Genomic DNA, 23,183 nt, shown 5'->3' on the forward strand with positions numbered 1-23,183 from the left:
TCCAAGGGAGGAAACACCGATGAAATATAAACTGGGAACAATGGCGATTGCCGCGATGATGGCAGGCGCACCTGCGATGGCAGATCTTGTCTTTCCATCAATGAGCTACCGGACGGGTCCATATGCAGCGGGTGGTATCCCATTCGCGGATGGTTACGCGGACTATTTCACAATGCTGAACGCCCGTGACGGCGGCATCGGCGGCGTGATGACCCGCGTCGTAGAATGCGAGACCGGCTACAACACGGAAAAAGGTGTGGAATGCTATGAGGCGACCAAGGGTGAAGGGTCGCTGGTGTATCAGCCCCTGTCCACAGGTATCACCTATCAGCTGATCCCCAAGACAACGGCTGACAACATCCCGATGCACACCATGGGTTATGGCCGGACGTCCGCCGCGAACGGCGACGTGTTCAGCCACACGTTCAACTATCCTGCGAACTACTGGAACGGTGCGTCCGGTGCCATCAACTATCTGCTGAGCGAGAACGGTGGATCGCTCGAGGGCAAGAAGATCGCGCTGGTCTATCACAACTCCGCTTACGGCAAGGAGCCGATCCGCACGCTTCAGGAACTGTCCAAGAAGCACGGCTTTGAGTTCAAGGAAGTTCCTGTTGACCATCCCGGTCAGGAGCAGAAGTCCCAGTGGCTGCAAATCCGCCGTGACAAGCCTGACTATGTGATCATGTACGGCTGGGGCGTAATGAACCAGGTTGCGGTTCAGGAAGCTGCGAACATCCGTTTCCCGATGGAGAACTTCATTGGCATCTGGTGGTCGGGTTCCGAGAATGACGTTCTGGCGGCAGGTGCGGCAGCGGACGGCTACAAGGCGCTGACGTTCCACGGTGTCGGCAGCGACTTCCCCGTGTTCGACGACATCCAGAAGCACGTTGTCGACGCAGGCAATGCGGCGGGTGCTGGCGACCAGATCGGTACGGTTCTCTATAACCGTGGTCTCTATGCGGCGATGCTGGCGGCGGAAGCCGTGAAGACGGCGCAGGAAATCCACGGTGTCGCAGACATCACGCCCGCGCAGATGCGCGACGGGATGGAAGCGCTGGAGATCACAGAAGCCAAGATGGCGGCTCTTGGCCTGCCGAACTTCGGTCCTGAGTTCAGTGTCTCTTGCGAGAACCACGGTGGCACCGGTCTTGTCGGCGTGACCCAGTGGGACGCGGACACCAAGTCATGGTCGCTGATCTCTGACTTTGCAGAGACAGACATGGATGTGATTGGCCCGCTGATCGAAGAGGACTCTGCTGCCTACGCGGCTGAGAACAACATCGAAGGCAACTGCGGCTAAGCGCTGTATGTCTTCCCGGTCGCGGCTTTCGCCGCGACCGGGGCACTTGAGATTTTGTATTAGGGTGATTTCCCATGCTGGATGACGCGACGCAGGCCCAGACGCAGGTAGAGAACGTTCTGGAGGTCAACAACATCGAGGTGATCTACAATCACGTGATCCTTGTGTTGAAGGGCGTGAGCCTGAACGTGCCCAAAGGTGGCATCACCGCGCTGCTGGGCGGTAACGGTGCGGGCAAGACCACGACGCTCAAGGCGATCTCTGGATTGCTGGCTTCGGAACGCGGTGAGGTGACCAAGGGGTCAATCAAATATCGCGGGGCGGATATTGCTCATGCAGACCCTGCAGAGACCGTCAAAAAGGGCGTCGTTCAGGTGATGGAAGGCCGTCATTGTTTCGAACACCTGACGGTAGAAGAAAACCTGCTGACAGGGGCGTACACGCGCACCGACGGATCGGCAGCGATTCAGCGAGACCTTGAAATGGTCTATGATTATTTCCCGCGTCTGCGGGAACGTCGCAAATCGCAGGCGGGCTATACGTCGGGTGGTGAGCAGCAGATGTGCGCGGTTGGCCGCGCCCTCATGTCCAGACCAGAGACGATCCTGCTGGATGAACCGTCGATGGGGCTGGCCCCGCAACTGGTTGAGCAGATTTTCGAGATCGTAAAGACGATCAACGAAAAGGAAGGCGTGACCTTCCTGCTGGCTGAACAGAACACAAACGTCGCGCTGCGCTTTGCCCATTACGGGTACATCCTTGAATCCGGGCGCGTGGTGATGGACGGCCCCGCTGCCGACCTGCGCGAGAACCAGGACGTCAAGGAATTCTACCTTGGCATGTCGGACGAAGGGCGCAAGTCGTTCCGCGACGTGCGGTCTTACCGGCGGCGCAAGCGCTGGCTTTCCTGAGATGGAGCCATCGAACCATAGTGATGATCCCCATCTGATCGATCGTGTGGGGTGGCTGCGTGCGGCGGTGATGGGGGCGAACGATGGCATCGTTTCCGTGGCGTCGATCATCGTGGGTGTGGCCGCGGCGGACCCAAGCATGCGTGCGATTCTGATTGCGGGTGCTGCGGGTCTGGCGGCGGGCGCGATGTCGATGGCGGCGGGTGAATATGTCAGCGTTTCATCTCAGGCGGATCTGGAAGCGGCGGATATCGCGCGCGAAAAACAGGCTCTGGTGGATGATCCGGCAGGCGAGGAGGCGGAACTGGCCGCGATCTACGTGGCGCGCGGGCTGTCCGAGAACACTGCCGCGCTGGTTGCCCGCGAACTGACTGAGAAGGACGCATTGGGTGCGCATGTGCGCGACGAACTGGGTCTGACCGACGAACAGGCCGCTCAACCTCTGCTGGCGGCGGTGGCATCGGCCTTGACCTTCAGCCTGTTTGCGGCTGTGCCACTGATAGCGGCGCTGCTTGCCCCTGCGGGTCTTCTGATCCCCGTGGTGGTGGGTGTGACGCTGGTCGCGCTGACAGCCCTTGGGGCCTTGGGTGCTGTCGCGGGCGGTGCGTCCATCGGTCCTGCGGCCCTGCGGGTTGTGGTCTGGGGCGGCATGGCAATGGCGGTAACCGCCGGTGTTGGCTGGTTGTTCGGTGTGTCCGTCTGACGGCGGAGTGGAGACAGGCGGGCGCAGCCCCGCCCATGAAAATGAGTGATTGATATGAGCAATTTCGACGATCTGGAGACCCGTAGTGCCGACGCGCGTGCGGCGGATCAGCTTACCGCGCTGCGCGCGCAACTGGAGCGCGCCGGGATCGAGGCCGAGCTGACGGGTCTGGAAGATCTGTCCAAGCAGCCGGTGCTGCGCAAATCCGACCTGACGGAATGGCAAAAGGCCAAACCGCCCTTCGGCGGCATCAACGTGCAAAACATCACCCATGTCTTTCAATCACCCGGTCCGATCTATGAACCCGGCGGATCAAGCCACGACTGGTTCCGCATGGGGCGCTTTTTACATGCCGCCGGATTAGGTGCAGACGACATCGTGCAGAATTGCTTTGGCTATCACCTGACTCCGGCCGGCCATATGTTTGAAAGCGGTGCGCGGGCTGTAGGAGCCAAGGTGCTGCCTGCGGGTGTCGGCCAGACGGAATTGCAGGTCACCGCAGCGCGGGATGTGGGTACGACCGCCTATGCCGGGACGCCTGATTACCTCAAGATCATTCTGGAAAAGGCGGATGAGATGGGGGTGACGCTGAACATCACCAAGGCCGCGGTCGGCGGTGGTGCCTTGTTCCCGTCCTTACGGCAATATTACATCGACCGGGGTATTTCCTGCCTGCAGTGCTATGCCACTGCTGATATCGGTAATATCGCCTATGAGAGCGCCGCGATGGAAGGGATGATCATCGACGAAGGTGTGATTGTTGAGATCGTGACACCAGGTACCGGTGATCCGGTAACCCCCGGAGAGGTTGGCGAAGTTGTGGTAACGACATTGAACCCCGACTACCCACTAATCCGTTTTGCGACTGGTGATCTTTCCGCGATCATGGAGGGCGCGTCACCCTGTGGCCGGACCAATATGCGGATCAAAGGCTGGATGGGCCGGGCCGATCAGACGACCAAGATCAAGGGTATGTTCGTGCGACCTGAACAGGTGGCCGCACTGGTCGCGCATCACGCAGAGGTCAGCAAGGCACGTGTTGTGGCCAGCCGCGCAGGCGAACAGGACGTCATGACCGTACATATTGAGAGTGCGGGTGGCGACAAGGACGCTTATGCCCAATCAGTGGCGCAGTTGTTGAAGCTGAAGGGCGAGATCGTGGTGGTTGACCCCGGTACGCTGCCAAAAGACGGCTTGGTTATCGAGGATCAGCGCACTTACGACTGATCTGGCTAACCTTTATCTTGAGCAGGGGCCATTGCGACGTGCCGCTTTGAACGCGTCAGTCGGTTGGCGTCGCTCCTATCATTTGACATCTACGCAATCGGTTATCCTGTGAAGCAGGTCTGTGTTCTGAAGACCTGCGGTCCAAGCTTGGTCTGTCACTCCCATCCGATAGAGAATGGAGATTTTCATTTCTTACGGGGGGCTGCCTGTCTGACATGGGATCACACAATCAGTAACCTCATTGGCCCGGGGGGCTCGTCCGGCCTTCCAGCTCAGCGATCAGGCGCTGCATTTCATCAATCTCGCGCCGTTGTGCCTCGATGATTTCATTGGCGAGTGCTTGCACCCGAGGATCGCTAAGGTTTGCCCGCGAGGAGGTGAGGATCTCAATGGAGTGGTGCGGAATCATCGCTTTCATCCACGTCACGTCGGCAATGGGGTTCTGTGACCGGACTGCGAAAAGGGAGCCTGCGAAAACCAGTGTGGCCACCAGAATAATGCCAACATTGGCAAAAGTGTTTTTATACATGCCCCACATAAAGGCCAGCATCACGACAGTCATGACCGCACCCATATAGAGGGCCATGTAGGCCCGCGTCTCACTGAAATAGACGTGATCCAATGAGAAGGTGTTGAGATACATCAGGCCGTACATGATGATTGTGGATGTACTGATCATAGTCAGAAAGCGGGTATAGCTGGGCATTGAACCTCCTACGGTGCGCGATTTTCATTTCATTCAAAGGTCTAACAAGATTCCAGTGCGGGAAGGTTCCGAGAAATGCAGATTTGACCGGCTCTGGCATTCCCGACAGAAATGGTCGAAATAGAGGCATGAGCCTCGAGTCGACCTCCCTGCCACGTACGCGCGCAACCCGTGATGGGCTGCGCGGGTTGTCGGTGTTAGCCCTATTGGCGGCCATGATCTGTGCCCTGCCCATGGTTGCGGTGCTGATCGCGGCGTTGAGTGGCGGGACAGAGACAGTACGCCATTTGATGGAAACCGTGCTGGGGGAATACACCCGAACCACGATGCTACTTGTGTTGATGGTGTCGGTAGGAACCTTTGTCATCGGGGTGGGTACCGCGTGGCTGGTGACAATGACGCGCTTTCCCGGTGTGCGCATTCTTGAGATTGCATTGGTGCTGCCATTGGCCTTTCCGGCCTACGTTCTGGCTTATGCGTACACAAATATACTGGATCATCCGGGCATCGTGCAGACAACACTGCGCGATATTACTGGCTGGGGGCCACGGGACTATTGGTTTCCCGATATCAGGTCACTTGGTGGTGCGGCACTGATGCTGACGCTGGTGCTATATCCTTATGTCTACCTGCTGGCGCGTGCTGCGTTTTTGCAGCAAAGCGGGACAACCTTTCTGGCTGCGCGCGCCTTGGGATCATCAGCATGGGCGGCGTTTTTCAAGGTCAGCCTGCCACTGGCCCGGCCCGCCATCGCAGGGGGCGTGTTGCTGGCCGTGATGGAGACAATCGCAGATTTCGGTACGGTAGCCTATTTCGGCGTTCAGACATTTGCGACGGGGATCTATACGTCGTGGTTTTCCCTCTTCGACCGGGTCGGGGCAGCGCAACTTGCCCTGTGTCTGCTCAGTTTTGCGCTGTTGCTTGCGATGTTGGAGCGGGTTCAGCGTGGCCGCGCCAGGTACCATGACCCGGCGCGTCGGGCGCAGGCGATGCCACCAGCAGAATTGAAGGGCTGGCAGGCGGGCTTTGCGATGTTCGCCTGTGGAGTGCCGGTTCTGTTCGGTGCGCTCTTGCCGATCTTTGTGCTGTTCACCATGGGCCTTGGATCAGAGCAGAATCTGCTCAGCCCGCGGTACCTGAGTTTTATCCGGAATTCTGTGACATTGGCGGGTATTGCTGCCGTCGTGACAGTCACGGCGGCGGTGGCGATCGGTTTCTTCCAGCGGTTGCGACCCAGCCGATTGTCGCGGGGGGCAGGATATGTTGCGCGTCTGGGATATGCGGTACCGGGGGGCGTGATCGCGGTCGGATTACTGGTGCCGTTCGCGGCCTTCGACAATGCGCTGGACGCCTGGATGCGCGATACATTCGATGTCTCAACAGGGTTGCTGATCACAGGCTCAATCTGGTTGCTGATCGCGGCATATCTGGTGCGTTTCCTTGCGGCGGCGCTGGGTGCGTATGAGGGCGGTCAGGCGATGGTGCATCAGAACATGGATGCGGCTGCGCGGTCGTTGGGTCAGACGCCCATCGGCACATTGCGCCGTGTGCATCTGCCAATACTCGCGCCCAGTTTGCTGACGGCCTTGCTGATCGTTTTCGTTGACGTGATGAAAGAACTGCCCGCGACACTGATCATGAGGCCTTTCAACTTTGATACTCTTGCGGTGCAGGCCTACCGGCTTGCCTCTGACGAGCGGCTGAATGGCGCTGCGGTGCCGTCGCTTGTGATTGTCGCGATGGGCCTGTTGCCGGTGATCCTGATCTGCCGTCAGGTCGGACGCGGGAAGTAGGGCTGCGTTGCCCGCATGGATCAGATGCGCGCCCACACGTCCTGATCAAGCCGCCAGCTTTGCCAGATCCCCCGTTTGCCGCCGAGGGTCAAAGGCCCTTCCTTGACCAAGACCGCACCCAATTTTGCCGTGGCTTTCTGAGACCGAATGTTCATCGGGTCGATATGCAACCAAACCGTATCGACACAGTCATAGGCATGCGCCAGCATCAGCGATTTCATCGTATGATTGGTCTGTCCGCCCCAGAACGCACGGCCCAGAAAAGTGTATCCGATGGAAATGCTTTCAGGGTGATCTGGCGCTTCGTAATAGCGCGCGCACCCAATGATTTCGCGGTCCGTTGTGCGACAAACCGCAAGTGTATCACCTGAAGCCAGCAGCGTGTCGAAGTGAGGCTCAAAAACCTCACGCTTGTAGCGGTCTTTGGCCGGGTGCCCTGCCCAGACTGCTGGATCCTTGGCGACTGCAAAGAGAGGCTCCAGATCACCCGCTGCAAGCGGTCTGAGCAAAAGAGAACCATCCTGAAGTGTTGGTTGAGGGTCAAAATCGGGGCGCATGAGACCATCCAAAACAAAAAGGCGCACCACATCGGGTGCGCCTTTGGTTTTGCGGCATCTGTGCAAAGCGGTCTATGAATTCATTGTACCCATACGCTTATTCGGCACTCTCTTCTTCTGCCTGCAGTTTGTCTTGTGTCTTGGTCTCAAAATCAGACGCATCATGGCGTTCGTGGAGCTGCATGGACAGATCGTCACCAAAGGCACGATTCACCATGCGGCCGCGTGTGACGGCCGGACGGGCGTCAATCTTTTCAGCCCAGGCTAGAACGTTCTTGTAGGATGTGACGTCGAGGAATTCAGCGGCGCTGTACAAACGGCCCAGCACAAGCTGGCCGTACCATGCCCAGATCGCCATATCCGCGATAGAGTATTCGCCCGCCATCCAGTCGTTTTCGGCCAGATGCCGGTCAAGCACGTCAAGCTGGCGCTTCGCCTCCATGGTGAACCGGTTGATGGCGTATTCGTCCTTGTGAGGTGCGTAGGCGTAGAAATGGCCAAAGCCGCCGCCAAGGTAGGGGGCGCTTCCCATCTGCCAGAACAGCCAGCTCAGCGCTTCGGTCCGCTGGCTTGGGTCTTTGGGGATGAACGCGTCAAACTTCTCGGCCAGATGCAGCATGATTGAGGCGGATTCGAAAACGCGCTGCGGTTTCTCCCCGGAATGATCCATCATCGCGGGGATTTTTGAGTTGGGATTCGCCGCAACGAAGCCGCTGGAAAACTGATCGCCTTCCATGATGTTGATGATCCAGGCGTCGTATTCCGCGCCCTTGTGGCCTGCGGCAAGCAATTCCTCAAACAGAACGGTGACCTTGACGCCGTTGGGCGTGGCCAGCGAATAAAGCTGGAACGGGTGCTTGCCGACGGGGAGTTCCTTGTCATGGGTGGGGCCTGCGATGGGGCGGTTGATGTTGGCAAACCTGCCACCTGACTCTGCGTCCCATGTCCAGACTTTCGGTGGCGTGTATTCGGGCGTGTCGGTCATGATGCTGTCCTTTTGATTTGTAGCGATGCCGCAGGCTTCGCTATTCCAGTTGGGAACAAGGTGGAACTTTGTGGCACTGACTTCCAGTGCAAAGGTTCGCAGGTCCGCAATCTGTGAAATTCATTTCAATTCAAGACGACCGCCAGAAACGGGGACCACCGGGTTTTTGGCGCGGATATGTGGCATTGGGCCGCTTGGGTGCCTAGATCAAAGGCATCGACATGGTGGAATGCGGCAATGCAAAGAATACTGAGCTTTTGGACACTGCGATGGGTAATGGCAATTGCCATCGGACTGATTGCCTTTGGCGCCGCTGCGCGGGAAGCCGAGCGTGTTCGGCCGGGGCTGATGTGGAACAAGACCGGTTTGCCCGCGGTCTTTCCCTTGCAGGTCAAGACAGCACTGGGGCTGGATTACTACCTCACTTTGACCGACGCGAAGACCGGCGCGCCAGCACTGGCGGCCTACATCGAGGGCGGCACTTTCTTCAAAGTGCTGGTGCCACCGGGCAAGTTCACTGTCCGTTTTGCAGCCGGGGAGGACTGGCAAGGTGAAGACGCATTGTTTGGCGCCGAAACGGAGCAGTTTGAGATGTCTCAACCGCTGTCTTTTGCAGTCACAGGCTTTAATACCAAATCAGGGCATGTTCTGGATTTGACGAAAACCATGGGGCGAGAAGCGTCCAATGTAGTGGTTTCGCCGCAGTCGATCTGCCAGACCTACAGCATGGTTTCGTGGCCGCTGGCGTTTGGATCAGATGCGATGCGCCATACCAGAAAATACATTGATGTGCTTGAACACGATGAGCGGCAGGTGTGGCAACCCAAATACAGACCACAGGACGAGGAGCCATTTGCGCAAAAGGTGGAGAGCCCGCTGAGACGCCCAAAGCCAACAGGCACTTTGTTAGAATCGCCTCGCGATGAATTTGCCTACAAGTGGGATGATCCATCTTTATGGCTACAGCCGCGGTTCGAAGTACGCACGCGACCCTGTCCCGATCCTGACCGCTGAAAACGAAAAAACCGCCCCGAAAGGAGCGGCTCTTTATTGCTGATGCGTGCGAGGTTCAGCCCTGACGGGCTTTGAACCGACGCTGCGTTTTGTTGATCACGTAAACGCGGCCTTTGCGACGCACAACGCGGCAATCACGGTGCCGGTTCTTGAGCGAGCGGAGCGAATTGCGAACTTTCATGTTCTTATCCTTCCATCTGTGGCCCCGCCCTCTTGGTGAAAGAAGGACCAGCGCCGGGTTACGGTCGACCCCGAATGGGGCCAGTGAATTTCGTGGTGGGCGATACTGGGATCGAACCAGTGACCCCTTCGATGTCAACGAAGTGCTCTACCGCTGAGCTAATCACCCACTTTTCCAGCTTATTTTGTCAGGCCCCAAACAAAAATGGGGCGCGAAAAGACGCGCCGGTTGGGCTGCTATAAAAGGAGTCGGGAAAGGGATCAAGGGGCTTTTGGCATTACCCTAAACTGCGCTATATCTGATGCGAAGGGGAGGCACATGCCCAAATCAGCCTACGAAGTGATCAATTCACAAAACATGCGGTCTTGCGTTGTGTTTGCGTCGCCCCATTCGGGCCGGGACTACCCGTGGACATTCCTGCGCAGCACGGTTTTGGATGAACATGCGATCCGGTCGTCCGAGGATGCTTTCGTCGATCAGCTGTTCGATTGTGCGCCGCAATTCGGGGCATCCTTCATCAAGGCAGGCGCGCCGCGCGCCTTTGTCGATCTGAACCGCGCCTGCGATGAACTGGACCCGGCCCTGATTGAAGGGGTGCGGCGCAAGGGGCACAACCCGCGTATCGCATCCGGGCTTGGGGTGATCCCGCGGGTGGTCGCGAATGGCCGGGCGATTTATCAGGGTAAGCTGACGCGCGCTGAGGCGGATCGCCGGATCGATCTGTATTGGAAGCCCTATCATGACAAGCTTCAGTTGCTTTTGGACAACGCGCATCAGCGTCATGGACAGGCCGTTCTGATTGACTGCCATTCGATGCCACACGAGGCGATGGATGGCGTATCGCGGTCGGGCATCAAGCGCCCGGATATCGTGCTGGGCGATCGCTTTGGCGCGGCCGCCAGCGGTGATGTCGTGGACCGGGTTGAGGCGGCTTTCGCCAGCGCGGGTTTCGTGGTCACGCGGAATACGCCCTTTGCCGGTGCCTATATCACTCAAGCCTACGGGCGTCCGTCGCGGGGACAGCATGCGGTCCAGGTTGAGATTGACCGTTCGCTTTACATGAATGAAACGCTGATCCGCCCCAACGGTGCTTTTGAGGATGTGCAACGCGCCCTGAGACAGGTTATCGCGGAAGTGGCACAGATCGGTCAGGGCCGGGTGCCACTCGCCGCTGAGTAACCTCAGGCACGCTTCATTTTCAAGAACGCGATTCCGATGCACAGAACGGCAAGTCCTGTTGCGATGGTCCGCGTCTGATTCCAAATTTGCCAGTCCGTGGAATAGGCCATCCAGATTTGGCGCGCTTCCTCAATATCTGCGGGTACCTCAATCAGAGCCAATGCCTCGTTCATCGGCACGTTCACCGCCATGGTCAGGAACACGCCCAGCACTGCGACAAGCAGGGTTGCGATGCCGAACCAGACAGCTGCCGTGTGTTGTGCACTTAATGCAAGCGCGATGGTGGTGATTAGACACGCGATAGAGGTTCCAAAGAACGCGGGCGCAAAAACGGCGTTTCTGACAGAGGCGTTCATCGCCTGCATGGCGGTGATGGCGACACGCGGGTCTGCTGCATCCAGTCCCCACATCGTTGAGCAAACCCAAGCATAGAAAAAGCCGAAAAGGGCGCTGGCAAGCAGCAGGCTGATCAGGGCGAGAGGGCGGGTAAGGGCTGTCATGTCGTTTCTCCGAATATCGTACACTTATGTACGCCTTTACATATCCGTATATGAGTGTACGGATATGTGTCAAGTGGTCTGGAGGTCCAAGTTGCGAGAAGAGAAAAAGCAGGCCCGCATGGCCGAGATCGAAACCGCGGCCTATGCGCTCTTTGCGCAGAACGGGTTCGAAGGCACATCGATGCTGGCCGTGGCCAAACAGGCCAAGGCATCGAACGAGACGATGTATCGGTGGTACGGAGATAAAAACGGGCTGTTCGACAGCATGGTCAAGCGCAACGCCGCGCACGTCCGGACAATGCTGGAGAAGGCGATAAAAGAACGTGTCGCCCCACTGCCGACCTTGGAAAAACTGGCGCCGGTTCTGTTAAGTATGTTGCTCAGCGATAAGGCGATCCTGCTTAACCGGGCGGCTGCATCTGATCCGACAGGGGGCCTTGGACAGCTTTTGGCAAAGAGCGGCCGCGAGGATGTGCTGCCGTTGATAAAGGAGTTGCTGCAGGATGCGATCCAAAGTGACGCCCTAAAACCGCCGGATGACGGTGATATTGGCGCGTTGTTTATGCATCTTCTGGTGGGGGATCAGCAGATCAGACGGGTGATTGGCACGATGGCGGAACCGACGCAAAGCGATGTCAGGGCACTGGCAACCCGTGCGATAAGGCAGTTCGTGGCGCTTTGCAGAAAGTGAGTGACGGGCGCGATTGAACCTCGTCTAGTTCGCAGCCTTCTCCGGAGCCGAAGTATTGCAGTGCAACGACCTACCGCAAGGCGCGCCCCTTGACGATGGCCTTGCTGCCGTACCGTGTGCGGATGCTGTCGGTGGCGCGTTCGGCACGGCTGCGCTGTTCAGCGTTGGGGTCCAGAAGATCCCCCTCAAGGTCGGCGCCGTCGGCATCGCTCAGATCAGAGATGCCGCAGCCGATCAGCCGAAAGGGGCCGGGATCCTGGAGTTGATCGAACAGTGCACGGGCGTGCCGATAGATTCGATCAGCCAGTTGCGTTGGATCGTGCAGCGATACGCGGCGTGTCAGGGTCTTGAAATCACCACGCTTGATCTTGAGTGTTACGATTCGCCCCGCAAGCCCCTTCGCCTTGGCGCGATCAGAAACCTGTTCAGACAGCCGCCACAGGTGACCATCCAGAATATCCGGGTCTGCGGTATCTTCGCCAAAGGTGGTTTCCTTGGAAATGGATTTCACCGGCTCATGCGCCGAAACGCGCCGCCGATCCTGCCCACGGGCAAGATACCACAGCCGTTCACCCATGCCGCCGAAGCGGGCAAAAAGGTCATCTTTTTCCCAGCGGTGCAGATCTGCAAAAGTACGAATCCCAGCCTTTTCCAATGCCTCTTGGGTGACTGCGCCCACCCCCCAGATCAATTTGACGGGCTTGGGGCGCAGAAACTCCACTGTTTCTGCTTGGCCAATGATCGAAAAGCCATGCGGCTTGTCGAGGTCTGAGGCGACCTTGGCCAGAAACTTGTTGTGGCTTAGACCGATGGAGCCCGTCAGCCCCAGTTCATCCTTCATGCGTTTGACCAGTCCGGCCAGCATAATCGCAGGCGCGTGACCGTGCAGGCGCGCGGTGCCTGTCATGTCGAGAAAGGCCTCATCCAGCGAGAGCGGCTCGATCGCCGGGGTCAGTTCCTCCATCATGGCGCGGATTGCGCGGGAGGCTTCGACATAGGCATCCATGCGGGGTTTGACGATGACGGCATCGGGACACAGCTTGAGCGCCTTGAACATCGGCATGGCTGACCGCACGCCCCTTATCCGGGCGACATAGCAGGCGGTTGACACGACGCCGCGCCGCCCACCGCCGATGATCACCGGTTTGCCTTCCAGCGCCGGATTGTCGCGCTTTTCAACCGAGGCATAGAAGGCGTCGCAATCCATATGCGCGATGGAAAGGTCAAAAAGCTCGGGATGGGAAAGCACGCGTGGACTGCCGCAGGCGGGACAGCGGCGACTTTCGTTAATTTCTTTCAGGCAGTCACGGCAGAGCGCGGCCATGGGTCCTCGTGTGCGGTGAAGATACGGGCATTAGACTAAGCGAATGGGCAGGCGATGAACATGGGATTGGAAACACAAACCTTTTGCCACGCTTTCTACAAGAAAGCCCCCCGCTGCCTTAAGCGGGGGGGAGGTGACGAACATCAGGAAGAACCAGTTCGTCGGGGAGTATCACCTAGGGTCAACGTACCATCGGAGTGTTATTTCACATAGTCATGAATACCTGACCACAGGGTCAAAATGCCTTTTGTTGTGAAATTGCTACAGTCACAGGTTGAAACCGCTTACATCGGTAATTCGGCCAGAACGGCCTTTGCCGCCGCACGCGGATCGTTCGCTTGCCAGATCGGACGGCCCACGACGATGTGATCCGCGCCATCCGCGATCGCCTGAGCGGGCGTGGCCACCCGTTTCTGATCGCCAAGCGCCGCGCCCGCAGGACGCACGCCGGGGGTGACAATCAGGCGGCCCTCCGCTTCGGGCAGTGCCCGGATCGCGGCGGCCTCTTGCGGGGACGAAATGACGCCATGCGCACCTGCATCAAAAGCGCGCGCTGCGCGGGTCAGGACCAGATCGGCCACATCGCCCGCCTGAATCAGGCTGGCATCAAGGTCAGCACGATCAAGTGAGGTGAGAATCGTTACTGCAAGGATCTTGAGGTTGCTGCCAGAGGCGCCCTCCATCGCGGCGCGAACCACGTGCGGGTCGCCATGAACCGTCAGAAAATCGAGGTCGAATTGCGCAAGACCCCGCACAGCAGCTTCGACGGTCGCGCCGATGTCGAACAACTTCATATCAAGGAAGATGCGTTTGCCGTGTTCTTGCTTGAGTTCGTTGGCGAGAGCCAAACCGCCCCCCGTCAACATGCCAAGTCCAATCTTGTAGAATGATACCGCGTCGCCCAGTTTCTCCGCCAACTCCAACCCGGCGACGGCATGGGGGACATCAAGGGCAACGATAAGACGGTCATCTGACATGGGGAGGCTCCGCTTTTGAAAATGCAAACGGCCATGACCTACGCGTCAGCTGGGGTCTTGTCCAGCATCGTGACGAATGCCCGCGCAGGCGAAAAAAGACCGGATCCGCCAAAGGCGTGATCCGGTCAAGTAGCAGAGACGATGCAGGCAGGCAGCTGTCCCTGGAGGGACCCTCTGACCATTGCGGGACGGCAACGGGAGGGTCAAAGCGCAGGCGAACCCGCGCAATCGGTTAGGCGGCCTTGCGTCCCGGCCGCGTGACGATGCTTTCGAGCCAGCGCAACGGGTCGAAACCGGGGCGTCCGGCGCGTTGTTTCGGCGCATGGCAGGCCGCGTTGGAAAACAGGCCGCCTCGGTGCTGGTGACGACGGATGGCCTGACGCGCCAATCCTTTCGCCGCGTCCTCGAAAGTCATTGAAATAGGGGCATTGATGGCACAGGCGTAACGGCGCACGGTGCTGTTGTCATGGACGGTCACCAATGCCTCGAAAGAGCTGCTGGATGCGTTGTATCGCACGTCGCTTAATTGAATGGGGCAGGTATACATCTCGATTACCTCAGGGTTCTTTGTTGTGCATCTTATGTGTGGATGCCGTATTGAAAATTGAACGTCTAAACAGGGGGGAAAGTTTCCCAAAAGTTAACATCTTGTGGAAAACTGCAAAAAATCAATGAATTACATGGGTTTGGCGCGGTATAACGTTGGCGTGAAGTCCTCGGGACACCAAGATTTTCGGACGTTTTGATGATGGCGACCGTGAGTGAAATGCTTTTTCGCCGAGCGACGACGATTTTTGCCCGCTACTTCACTTGAACGTGAACGATCCATCCCCACATTGATTTCGAGGCCCAACACCACGCGTGCCGCCAAGCGGGCGCAACGACAACAGGGCGCTTTTAAAAAGGAGAGAAACCATGGACTTGAGCAAGTTCACGGAGAGATCACGCGGATTTATTCAGGCCGCGCAGACCATCGCGACACGCGAAGATCACCAGAAGCTATCCCCCGAACATATTTTGCAGGCATTGCTTGATGACGATCAGGGCTTGGCCTCCAATCTGATTGCCGCAGGTGGTGGCGATGCAGGTCGGGTCCGCGAGGCGCTGGCGCTGCAATTAAGCAAGTTCCCCAAAGTGACAGGTGACGCCGCGCAGGTGTACCTGGATAACGCCACGACGAAAGTCCTGGCCGAGGCAGAGGCCATCGCCAAAAAGGCGGGCGACAGCTTTGTCCCCGTTGAACGAATTCTGATGGCTTTGTGCATGATCAAATCCGGTGCCAAAGAGGCGCTGGATGCGGGCAAGGTGACCGCGCAGGGTCTGAACACCGCGATCAATGACATTCGCAAGGGGCGTACGGCAGACTCGGCAAGCGCCGAAGAAGGTTATGAAGCGTTGAAAAAATACAGTACGGACCTGACCGAGCGTGCGCGCGAAGGCAAGATTGACCCGATCATTGGCCGGGACGAGGAAATCCGCCGCGCCATGCAGGTGCTGTCGCGCCGGACAAAGAACAACCCAGTCCTGATTGGTGAGCCGGGTGTCGGTAAAACAGCGATTGCCGAAGGCTTGGCCCTGCGGATCGTGAACGGCGACGTGCCTGAAGGTCTGCGCAACAAGCGTCTGTTGGCGCTGGATATGGGCGCATTGATTGCCGGTGCAAAATATCGCGGCGAATTCGAAGAGCGGCTGAAAGCCGTTCTGACCGAAGTGACCGAGGCTGCGGGTGAGATCATCCTGTTCATCGACGAGATGCACACGCTGGTTGGTGCCGGCAAGGCGGACGGGGCCATGGATGCCTCCAACCTGCTCAAGCCTGCGCTGGCACGGGGCGAGTTGCACTGTGTGGGTGCGACGACGCTGGATGAATTCCGCAAGCACGTGGAAAAGGATGCAGCCCTTGCCCGCCGGTTCCAGCCGGTGATGGTGCAGGAGCCCACGGTTGAGGATACGATCTCCATTCTGCGGGGTATCAAAGAGAAATACGAACTGCACCACGGTGTGCGGATCAGCGACTCGGCTCTTGTTGCGGCGGCGACGCTTTCGCACCGTTACATCACGGACCGGTTCCTGCCGGACAAGGCCATCGACCTGATGGACGAGGCAGCATCGCGTCTGCGGATGGAAGTGGACAGCAAGCCAGAAGAACTGGACGCGCTTGACCGCCAGATCCTGCAAATGCAGATCGAGGAAGAAGCGCTGAAGCTGGAGGATGATCAGGCATCCAAGGACCGCCTTGAGACCCTTCAGAAAGAGCTTGGTGATCTGAAAGACAAGTCCGCCCAGATGACAGCGACGTGGCAGGCAGAGCGTGACAAACTCGCCTCGGCCCGCGACCTGAAAGAGAAGCTGGACCGTGCGCGTGCCGATCTGGACATCGCCAAGCGTGAAGGCAACCTCGCCAAGGCGGGTGAACTGTCTTACGGCGTGATCCCCGATTTGGAAAAGCAACTTGAAGCGGCCGAATCCCGTGACGACGACATGATGGTCGAAGAGGCGGTGCGCCCGGACCAGATTGCGTCTGTCGTGGAACGGTGGACCGGTATCCCGGCTGGGAAAATGCTGGAAGGCGAGCGCGACAAGCTGCTGCGCATGGAAGAGCAGTTGCATGGCCGCGTGATCGGCCAGGACCAGGCGGTCAAGGCGGTTGCCAATGCCGTGCGTCGTGCCCGGGCTGGTCTGAACGACGAGAACCGACCCTTGGGCAGCTTCCTGTTCCTTGGACCAACCGGCGTCGGTAAGACCGAGCTGACCAAGGCGGTGGCCGAGTTCCTGTTCGACGACGACAACGCGATGGTGCGTATCGACATGTCGGAGTTCATGGAGAAACACAGCGTCGCCCGTCTGATCGGTGCCCCTCCGGGGTATGTCGGCTATGACGAGGGCGGTGTGCTGACCGAAGCGGTACGCAGGCGTCCGTATCAGGTTGTCCTGTTCGACGAGGTCGAAAAGGCGCACCCGGATGTGTTCAACGTGCTCTTGCAGGTGCTCGATGATGGTGTGCTGACCGATGGTCAGGGCCGGACGGTCGACTTCAAGCAAACGCTGATCGTACTGACCTCGAACCTCGGTGCGCAGGCGCTCAGCCAGTTGCCCGATGGCGGTGACATGGTACAGGCCAAGCGCGACGTGATGGATGCGGTGCGTGCACACTTCCGGCCCGAGTTCCTGAACCGTCTGGACGAGACGATCATCTTTGACCGTCTGGCGCGTGACGACATGACCGGGATTGTCGAGATTCAGCTGGCGCGGCTGCTCAAGCGGCTTGTCGGTCGCAAGATCGAACTGGAGCTGGATGACAGCGCCAAGGTCTGGCTGGCCGACGAAGGATACGACCCTGTGTTCGGTGCGCGACCTTTGAAGCGTGTCATCCAACGGGCCTTGCAGGATCCGCTGGCTGAAATGATCCTTGCCGGTGATGTCCGTGACGGTGATCTGATCAAAGTCACAGCCGGTGCCGACGGGCTGATCATCGGGGACCGGATCGCGGCCAGCAACAGGCCCAAGCCGGACGACGCGGTGGTGCACTAAGCACGCAGAAATATCTGAGAAAGGCCGGGGATTTCCCCGGCCTTTTTGTTTTGAGCCAGGTCTTGCGCAGACGGCCTGTCGGCTTTGTTTGGGCCGCGCACATCAAAGACAGCGAGGTCGTGATGCGAAACCCTCTTGTAGCTAAATGGCTCCTTCCTATTGCGAGGAAGGCCGCTTGTTCATTGTGGGATGAGCGCAGGTATGATGCAGTCAGTCCGGGATATCATGCCGCTCTGCCGTACGAATAGCCTCACTATATATATGCAACGTATTTTGCCGCACGTCCCTTGGCGTCGAAATCGGCGGTATCTGGCGCGCAAGTGCGTGTTCTGCGGTGGCTGCGGGGCCACAAGAAAGGCCCGCCAGCATACTGCTGACGGGCCAATAAGGCTTCGGTTTCAAATGCCGCTTCAGGAATCAGGCAGGATCACGGTGTCGATCACGTGGATCACGCCATTTGATGTCTCGATGTCCGCCTGCACAACGGTCGCTTCTTCGACCATTACGCCATTGTCGAGGTCGATGGTCACGGATGACCCTTGAACGGTCGGTGCTTCCATGTCGTCGGTCAGGTCTGTCGACATGACTTTGCCTGAGAGCACATGGTATGTCAGAATCGCGACCAGCTGGTCTTTGTTCTCCGGCTTTAGCAGCGTTTCAACGGTGCCTTCGGGTAGTGCGGCAAATGCTTCATCTGTGGGTGCAAACACGGTGAAGGGACCTTCGCCTTTCAGTGTTTCGACCAGACCGGCAGCCTCAGCGGCGGCCAGCAGAGTACCAAAGTTTCCTGCTTCGGATGCCGTATCTATGATGTCCTTGGCATGGCCACCGGCCAGAGCAGAGGTGGCCACGAGTGTGGCGGCAGTTGTCAGTGCAAGTGCTGTCTTACGAAACATTTGTTTCTCCTCAGTTTGGTTAAAGTTTGCCGTGAGTGGCAATGAAGTGGATACGCACGGGAAACCCTTTGGTTCACGGGGGGATGTCCGCTCATGCGCTGATGCTGCGCGTTGACCGAAAGGCAGCTCGGACTAAGCCAGCGTCAAGAAATTGGGCCACTCAATAATATGTGAAGAAACCGGCGATTTTCCCGCCTGATCCGGCGGCGTCTCATCTGACATTTCGGTGTTTTGGCTGAAATGATCCGGCTTAAACGTTGGTACATCTGGACCTGCGCCTTACCTAAACCGGTAATCATGCAAGGAGACCTGATCATGGCCCACCGTTGGACGAATACCCTGAACCATCAAGATATCACCCCCGAGGCGGCATTTCTGAACCGGCGTCAGGTCATGGCGGGTCTGGGGGTCGGTTTGGGTCTGGCCGGATTGGGCGGCGTGGCACAGGCGCAGAATGCGCTTGAACCGAATTCATATGAAGACATCACCTCATACAATAACTACTACGAATTTGGCACCGGCAAGGATGACCCCGCGCGCAATGCGCATACGCTTACAACCTCACCTTGGACGGTACAGATTGATGGGTTGGTGGATCAGCCCGGTGAATATGCTTTCGCAGACATCATGGACGCGATGACCATCGAAGAGCGCATTTACCGTTTCCGGTGTGTCGAAGCTTGGTCAATGGTCATTCCTTGGAACGGGTTCGAGCTTGCTGATCTGTTGAACATGGCGGGCGTACAGTCGGGTGCAAAGTATGTAGCTTTTGAAACAGTGCTGCGGCCGGATGAGATGCCGGGTGTCCGATTCCCGGTTCTGGATTGGCCCTATGTTGAGGGGCTGCGCCTTGATGAAGCGATGCATCCGCTGACGATCATGGCGACAGGTATATATGGTAAGGACATCCCAAATCAGAACGGCGCTCCTTTGCGTCTGGTGGTGCCGTGGAAGTATGGCTTCAAATCCATCAAATCGGTCGTTCGGATTACCCTCACCGAAGACGAGCCGCCGACCAGCTGGAACAAAGCCAACGCGCGCGAATACGGCTTCTATAGTAATGTGAACCCAGAGGTGAGCCATCCGCGCTGGTCGCAATCATCCGAGCGTGTCATTGGAAGCGGCCTTTTTGCCAAACGCCAGCCGACACTCATGTTCAACGGTTATGAGGATGAGGTTGCATCGCTTTATGAAGGTATGGATCTCAAGGCAAACTTCTGACGGTACCGATAGACCGGACCTGTTCATCTGGTCCGAACGTCTCTCGAAAAAAAAACGAGACCTCACTTGAGTATTGTAGAGCGTATAAACACAACCGCCCGCCGCATCCCGACCTGGGCTGTCTATATACTCTATATACTACCGGCGCCGTACTTCTTCTATCTGGCGCTGACCGGGGGGCTTGGCCCTGATCCGGTAAAGCCACTGGAACATGAATATGGAGAGATCGCGCTCCAGCTGCTGATCATTGGCCTGTGCGTTACGCCCCTGCGGCGCTTCTTTGGCATCAACCTGGTCAAGTTCCGCCGAACCTTCGGTATGCTGGCCTTTACTTATGTCACTCTGCATCTGCTGGTTTGGGCGTTCTTGGATGTACAGACCTTGGATCGCGTCATCGCAGACATAATTAAGCGGCCCTACATCACCATTGGCATGGCAGGCTTCTTGTTGTTGCTTCCTTTGGCGATAACCTCAAACAACTGGTCGGTACGCAAGCTGGGACCAAAATGGCGTCAGCTTCACAAGCTTACGTATGCCGCCGTGATTCTGGGTGGGGTACACTACATATGGCTCGTGAAAGGCATCCAGCTTGAGCCACTCATCTATATGGCCGTGATTCTGGGATTGTTGGCACTGAGGCTTCGTAAAAGCCGGTCTAGGGTGCGCTTGCCAGGCTAATTGTGCTGGCCTCTATATATACAGAGAAGAAAAAGCCGCCGGATGAGGCGGCTTTTGCCGTTTATAGTGCCGGTGATCGGTGAATCACTAAAGCGAGTCGCAGAATCTGCACGGTGACTCGCCATGCATGGGCAGATTCTGAGCTGTTTGAGAAAAAAATACCGGCTGATTCCGATGAATCGCCGAGTCGGGGCAAGCGATTCACCCGGAATCGAATGCCGATTCACCCGATTCACCCGAAAAATGTTCGCGCAAACAGGCTGAGTCTTGGTCTGAGTAGGGGGTATGCCTGTGGATAACACAATATCTGGCATTCTGTTGTCATGGGCTGACCCATGGTAAGAGCAATAAAGCTGCTCAAAACGGGCCTTTTGCGAAATAAATCAGACGCAAACTGCTGTTTTTATGGAAAAAATAGGGGAACACACAAAAAATGCAGATTTCTTGAAAAAAGGGGTTGCGGGTATCGGCCACTAACCGTAGAACCCACTTCACCGGCGGCGCAGAGATGCACCAACGGGGCGCCAGACGGGCCACACGGAAGCGGAAACGCAGACAGAGGCAACGAGGCGGAACGATAGAATACCAGAGGTATTAGGGCGGGGCGCGCCAGTAAGTTACGGCGCATCTCAGTCTCTTTTGTCTCTACGCTCTTTGAAATTGATAATATCTGAAGAGATATGTGGGCGGTTTGGTTCATTCGATGGATCAACGTCTGTATATCGCGCTCTTAGCCTAACGGCGATGATAGAGTGTCAGCTTCACTGTTTGGACGGCCTTCGGTTACTTTGGTAACTGAAAGCACAACAAACAGAAAAGACGCCTGTAGTATTCAGTAAGTACTGCAGGTCGATGTGCAGAGGTTCGACGTCAAGGATATGTTCGCAAGAACATTTCAACTTGAGAGTTTGATCCTGGCTCAGAACGAACGCTGGCGGCAGGCCTAACACATGCAAGTCGAGCGCACCCTTCGGGGCGAGCGGCGGACGGGTTAGTAACGCGTGGGAACGTACCCTTGTCTACGGAATAGCCTTTGGAAACGAAGAGTAATACCGTATACGCCCTTCGGGGGAAAGATTTATCGGACAAGGATCGGCCCGCGTTAGATTAGATAGTTGGTGGGGTAATGGCCTACCAAGTCTACGATCTATAGCTGGTTTTAGAGGATGATCAGCAACACTGGGACTGAGACACGGCCCAGACTCCTACGGGAGGCAGCAGTGGGGAATCTTAGACAATGGGCGCAAGCCTGATCTAGCCATGCCGCGTGTGTGATGAAGGCCCTAGGGTCGTAAAGCACTTTCGCCAGGGATGATAATGACAGTACCTGGTAAAGAAACCCCGGCTAACTCCGTGCCAGCAGCCGCGGTAATACGGAGGGGGTTAGCGTTGTTCGGAATTACTGGGCGTAAAGCGCACGTAGGCGGATCAGAAAGTAGGGGGTGAAATCCCGAGGCTCAACCTCGGAACTGCCTCCTAAACTCCTGGTCTTGAGTTCGAGAGAGGTGAGTGGAATTCCAAGTGTAGAGGTGAAATTCGTAGATATTTGGAGGAACACCAGTGGCGAAGGCGGCTCACTGGCTCGATACTGACGCTGAGGTGCGAAAGTGTGGGGAGCAAACAGGATTAGATACCCTGGTAGTCCACACCGTAAACGATGAATGCCAGTCGTCGGGCAGTATACTGTTCGGTGACACACCTAACGGATTAAGCATTCCGCCTGGGGAGTACGGTCGCAAGATTAAAACTCAAAGGAATTGACGGGGGCCCGCACAAGCGGTGGAGCATGTGGTTTAATTCGAAGCAACGCGCAGAACCTTACCAACCCTTGACATCCTGTGCTAACCCGAGAAATCGGGCGTCCACTTCGGTGGCGCAGTGACAGGTGCTGCATGGCTGTCGTCAGCTCGTGTCGTGAGATGTTCGGTTAAGTCCGGCAACGAGCGCAACCCACATCTTTAGTTGCCAGCAGTTCGGCTGGGCACTCTAAAGAAACTGCCCGTGATAAGCGGGAGGAAGGTGTGGATGACGTCAAGTCCTCATGGCCCTTACGGGTTGGGCTACACACGTGCTACAATGGCAGTGACAATGGGTTAATCCCAAAAAGCTGTCTCAGTTCGGATTGGGGTCTGCAACTCGACCCCATGAAGTCGGAATCGCTAGTAATCGCGTAACAGCATGACGCGGTGAATACGTTCCCGGGCCTTGTACACACCGCCCGTCACACCATGGGAGTTGGTTCTACCCGACGACGCTGCGCTAACCTTCGGGGGGCAGGCGGCCACGGTAGGATCAGCGACTGGGGTGAAGTCGTAACAAGGTAGCCGTAGGGGAACCTGCGGCTGGATCACCTCCTTTCTAAGGATGTTCCTAGCATCTTGAGCTTGCTCTTGATCGTGGAACACTTAGCAGATCGGCAAACAAAGCCGATCATATTTAGAGGCACTTTCGGGTGCACTCTACGGACCGAGCCGTCCTCATATCTCTTCAGCAAGTTTTCAGGCCTACCGGCCTGTCTGGGTCGGTAGCTCAGGTGGTTAGAGCGCACGCCTGATAAGCGTGAGGTCGGAGGTTCAAGTCCTCCTCGACCCACCATATCCCCACGGGGAACTGATGGGGCCTTAGCTCAGCTGGGAGAGCGCCTGATTTGCATTCAGGAGGTCAGGAGTTCGATCCTCCTAGGCTCCACCATCACACAGTAGAACACATCTTCAAGCATTCACTGAATGTTTGAACGTCTGTTCTGCAGACGAATTGACATCGTATAGAGAGATACAAATATCAACACTGTTTGATCGCGCCGAGT

20 protein-coding genes, 3 tRNA genes and 1 rRNA gene are annotated in these 23,183 nt (G+C 57.2%); 14 read left to right on the top strand and 10 right to left on the bottom strand.

Annotated elements, in window-relative coordinates; translation table 11 throughout:
• Positions 1-19 precede the first annotated feature (19 nt).
• The 4 genes from GV827_RS10210 (at position 20) to GV827_RS10225 (ending at position 4,144) form a co-directional block, all read left to right on the top strand.
• On the top strand, positions 20-1,303 hold the full coding sequence (locus tag GV827_RS10210) for an ABC transporter substrate-binding protein (protein ID WP_164353705.1): 1,284 nt from the start codon (positions 20-22) through the stop codon (positions 1,301-1,303).
• Between the two features lie 74 nt (positions 1,304-1,377).
• On the top strand, positions 1,378-2,214 hold the full coding sequence (locus GV827_RS10215; protein ID WP_164353706.1) for an ABC transporter ATP-binding protein: 837 nt from the start codon (positions 1,378-1,380) through the stop codon (positions 2,212-2,214).
• 1 nt (position 2,215) lies between these two features.
• Positions 2,216-2,917 (top strand): VIT1/CCC1 transporter family protein, encoded by a 702-nt coding sequence (locus tag GV827_RS10220; RefSeq protein WP_164353707.1) that lies wholly within the window; start codon positions 2,216-2,218, stop codon positions 2,915-2,917.
• Between the two features lie 54 nt (positions 2,918-2,971).
• Positions 2,972-4,144, top strand: a complete 1,173-nt coding sequence (locus tag GV827_RS10225; protein ID WP_204325829.1) for a phenylacetate--CoA ligase family protein — start codon at positions 2,972-2,974, stop codon at positions 4,142-4,144.
• Between the two features lie 238 nt (positions 4,145-4,382).
• On the opposite strand, the gene GV827_RS10230 is transcribed toward GV827_RS10225, so the two are convergent.
• Positions 4,383-4,850, bottom strand: a complete 468-nt coding sequence (locus tag GV827_RS10230; protein WP_164353709.1) for a DUF305 domain-containing protein — start codon at positions 4,848-4,850, stop codon at positions 4,383-4,385.
• A gap of 128 nt (positions 4,851-4,978) precedes the next feature.
• Here GV827_RS10230 and GV827_RS10235 point away from each other — a divergent pair, with 128 nt between their 5' ends.
• Complete coding sequence (locus GV827_RS10235; RefSeq protein ID WP_164353710.1) at positions 4,979-6,643, top strand: ABC transporter permease; 1,665 nt, start codon at positions 4,979-4,981, stop codon at positions 6,641-6,643.
• A 20-nt stretch (positions 6,644-6,663) separates the two neighbouring features.
• Here the strand turns inward: GV827_RS10235 and GV827_RS10240 are convergent, their stop codons facing one another.
• Complete coding sequence (locus tag GV827_RS10240; RefSeq protein WP_164353711.1) at positions 6,664-7,227, bottom strand: GNAT family N-acetyltransferase; 564 nt, start codon at positions 7,225-7,227, stop codon at positions 6,664-6,666.
• Between the two features lie 70 nt (positions 7,228-7,297).
• Complete coding sequence (yghU, locus tag GV827_RS10245) at positions 7,298-8,185, bottom strand: glutathione-dependent disulfide-bond oxidoreductase (RefSeq protein WP_164353712.1); 888 nt, start codon at positions 8,183-8,185, stop codon at positions 7,298-7,300.
• Positions 8,186-8,461: 276 nt separating this feature from the next.
• Between yghU and GV827_RS10250 the strand changes: the two genes are divergently transcribed.
• The gene (locus GV827_RS10250) at positions 8,462-9,199 is read left to right on the top strand and encodes a hypothetical protein (protein ID WP_204325830.1); all 738 of its coding nucleotides are present in this window, start codon (positions 8,462-8,464) and stop codon (positions 9,197-9,199) included.
• Positions 9,200-9,254: 55 nt separating this feature from the next.
• On the opposite strand, the gene ykgO is transcribed toward GV827_RS10250, so the two are convergent.
• The gene (gene ykgO / locus GV827_RS10255) at positions 9,255-9,380 is read right to left on the bottom strand and encodes a type B 50S ribosomal protein L36 (protein WP_005850168.1); all 126 of its coding nucleotides are present in this window, start codon (positions 9,378-9,380) and stop codon (positions 9,255-9,257) included.
• A gap of 93 nt (positions 9,381-9,473) precedes the next feature.
• Positions 9,474-9,548 (bottom strand) — tRNA-Val (locus GV827_RS10260).
• 150 nt (positions 9,549-9,698) lie between these two features.
• Here GV827_RS10260 and GV827_RS10265 point away from each other — a divergent pair.
• Complete coding sequence (locus tag GV827_RS10265) at positions 9,699-10,559, top strand: N-formylglutamate amidohydrolase (RefSeq protein ID WP_164353714.1); 861 nt, start codon at positions 9,699-9,701, stop codon at positions 10,557-10,559.
• Between the two features lie 2 nt (positions 10,560-10,561).
• Here GV827_RS10265 and GV827_RS10270 read toward each other — a convergent pair whose 3' ends face one another.
• Positions 10,562-11,059: an anthrone oxygenase family protein gene (locus GV827_RS10270; RefSeq protein WP_164353715.1), complete on the bottom strand. Its 498-nt coding sequence runs from the start codon at positions 11,057-11,059 to the stop codon at positions 10,562-10,564.
• Positions 11,060-11,177: 118 nt separating this feature from the next.
• On the opposite strand from GV827_RS10270, the gene GV827_RS10275 reads away from it, so the two are divergent.
• Complete coding sequence (locus tag GV827_RS10275; protein WP_235930316.1) at positions 11,178-11,750, top strand: TetR/AcrR family transcriptional regulator; 573 nt, start codon at positions 11,178-11,180, stop codon at positions 11,748-11,750.
• 70 nt (positions 11,751-11,820) lie between these two features.
• Here the strand turns inward: GV827_RS10275 and GV827_RS10280 are convergent, their stop codons facing one another.
• From GV827_RS10280 to GV827_RS10290, 3 genes are all read right to left on the bottom strand, one after another.
• Complete coding sequence (locus tag GV827_RS10280) at positions 11,821-13,074, bottom strand: DNA polymerase IV (RefSeq protein ID WP_164353717.1); 1,254 nt, start codon at positions 13,072-13,074, stop codon at positions 11,821-11,823.
• Positions 13,075-13,358: 284 nt separating this feature from the next.
• Entirely contained in the window at positions 13,359-14,051 is a 693-nt protein-coding gene (pyrF, locus tag GV827_RS10285; protein ID WP_164353718.1) for an orotidine-5'-phosphate decarboxylase, read from the bottom strand.
• Positions 14,052-14,283: 232 nt separating this feature from the next.
• Positions 14,284-14,598: an orotidine 5-phosphate decarboxylase gene (locus GV827_RS10290; protein ID WP_164353719.1), complete on the bottom strand. Its 315-nt coding sequence runs from the start codon at positions 14,596-14,598 to the stop codon at positions 14,284-14,286.
• 368 nt (positions 14,599-14,966) lie between these two features.
• Here GV827_RS10290 and clpB point away from each other — a divergent pair, with 368 nt between their 5' ends.
• Positions 14,967-17,582 carry an ATP-dependent chaperone ClpB gene (clpB, locus tag GV827_RS10295; RefSeq protein ID WP_164353720.1) on the top strand — a complete coding sequence of 872 codons (2,616 nt, stop codon included), beginning with the start codon at positions 14,967-14,969 and terminating at the stop codon, positions 17,580-17,582.
• 410 nt (positions 17,583-17,992) lie between these two features.
• Here the strand turns inward: clpB and GV827_RS10300 are convergent, their stop codons facing one another.
• A complete protein-coding gene (locus tag GV827_RS10300) occupies positions 17,993-18,478 on the bottom strand; it encodes a fasciclin domain-containing protein (protein WP_164353721.1) in 486 nt (161 codons plus the stop codon).
• Positions 18,479-18,793: 315 nt separating this feature from the next.
• Here GV827_RS10300 and msrP point away from each other — a divergent pair, with 315 nt between their 5' ends.
• The 5 genes from msrP (at position 18,794) to GV827_RS10325 (ending at position 23,068) form a co-directional block, all read left to right on the top strand.
• The gene (gene msrP / locus GV827_RS10305) at positions 18,794-19,699 is read left to right on the top strand and encodes a protein-methionine-sulfoxide reductase catalytic subunit MsrP (protein WP_164353722.1); all 906 of its coding nucleotides are present in this window, start codon (positions 18,794-18,796) and stop codon (positions 19,697-19,699) included.
• Between the two features lie 66 nt (positions 19,700-19,765).
• Entirely contained in the window at positions 19,766-20,377 is a 612-nt protein-coding gene (gene msrQ / locus GV827_RS10310; protein ID WP_164353723.1) for a protein-methionine-sulfoxide reductase heme-binding subunit MsrQ, read from the top strand.
• Between the two features lie 896 nt (positions 20,378-21,273).
• Positions 21,274-22,735, top strand: a 16S ribosomal RNA gene (locus tag GV827_RS10315).
• A 160-nt stretch (positions 22,736-22,895) separates the two neighbouring features.
• Positions 22,896-22,972: transfer RNA gene (locus tag GV827_RS10320), tRNA-Ile, on the top strand.
• 20 nt (positions 22,973-22,992) lie between these two features.
• Positions 22,993-23,068: transfer RNA gene (locus GV827_RS10325), tRNA-Ala, on the top strand.
• The last annotated feature ends 115 nt before the right edge of the window (positions 23,069-23,183 follow it).

The sequence above is a fragment of the Sulfitobacter sediminilitoris genome, from assembly GCF_010667575.1.
Lineage (GTDB): Bacteria > Pseudomonadota > Alphaproteobacteria > Rhodobacterales > Rhodobacteraceae > Sulfitobacter > Sulfitobacter sediminilitoris.

Excerpts from the sequence above, each read along its gene's own strand:
- GV827_RS10210 (WP_164353705.1), top strand. The coding sequence starts at position 20 with ATGAAATATAAACTGGGAACAATGGCGATTGCCGCGATGATGGCAGGC.
- GV827_RS10215 (WP_164353706.1), top strand. The coding sequence starts at position 1,378 with ATGCTGGATGACGCGACGCAGGCCCAGACGCAGGTAGAGAACGTTCTG.
- GV827_RS10220 (WP_164353707.1), top strand. The coding sequence starts at position 2,216 with ATGGAGCCATCGAACCATAGTGATGATCCCCATCTGATCGATCGTGTG.
- GV827_RS10225 (WP_204325829.1), top strand. The coding sequence starts at position 2,972 with ATGAGCAATTTCGACGATCTGGAGACCCGTAGTGCCGACGCGCGTGCG.
- GV827_RS10230 (WP_164353709.1), bottom strand. The coding sequence starts at position 4,850 with ATGCCCAGCTATACCCGCTTTCTGACTATGATCAGTACATCCACAATC.
- GV827_RS10235 (WP_164353710.1), top strand. The coding sequence starts at position 4,979 with ATGAGCCTCGAGTCGACCTCCCTGCCACGTACGCGCGCAACCCGTGAT.
- yghU (WP_164353712.1), bottom strand. The coding sequence starts at position 8,185 with ATGACCGACACGCCCGAATACACGCCACCGAAAGTCTGGACATGGGAC.
- GV827_RS10250 (WP_204325830.1), top strand. The coding sequence starts at position 8,462 with ATGGCAATTGCCATCGGACTGATTGCCTTTGGCGCCGCTGCGCGGGAA.
- ykgO (WP_005850168.1), bottom strand. The coding sequence starts at position 9,380 with ATGAAAGTTCGCAATTCGCTCCGCTCGCTCAAGAACCGGCACCGTGAT.
- GV827_RS10265 (WP_164353714.1), top strand. The coding sequence starts at position 9,699 with ATGCCCAAATCAGCCTACGAAGTGATCAATTCACAAAACATGCGGTCT.
- GV827_RS10270 (WP_164353715.1), bottom strand. The coding sequence starts at position 11,059 with ATGACAGCCCTTACCCGCCCTCTCGCCCTGATCAGCCTGCTGCTTGCC.
- GV827_RS10275 (WP_235930316.1), top strand. The coding sequence starts at position 11,178 with ATGGCCGAGATCGAAACCGCGGCCTATGCGCTCTTTGCGCAGAACGGG.
- GV827_RS10280 (WP_164353717.1), bottom strand. The coding sequence starts at position 13,074 with ATGGCCGCGCTCTGCCGTGACTGCCTGAAAGAAATTAACGAAAGTCGC.
- pyrF (WP_164353718.1), bottom strand. The coding sequence starts at position 14,051 with ATGTCAGATGACCGTCTTATCGTTGCCCTTGATGTCCCCCATGCCGTC.
- GV827_RS10290 (WP_164353719.1), bottom strand. The coding sequence starts at position 14,598 with ATGTATACCTGCCCCATTCAATTAAGCGACGTGCGATACAACGCATCC.
- clpB (WP_164353720.1), top strand. The coding sequence starts at position 14,967 with ATGGACTTGAGCAAGTTCACGGAGAGATCACGCGGATTTATTCAGGCC.
- GV827_RS10300 (WP_164353721.1), bottom strand. The coding sequence starts at position 18,478 with ATGTTTCGTAAGACAGCACTTGCACTGACAACTGCCGCCACACTCGTG.
- msrP (WP_164353722.1), top strand. The coding sequence starts at position 18,794 with ATGGCCCACCGTTGGACGAATACCCTGAACCATCAAGATATCACCCCC.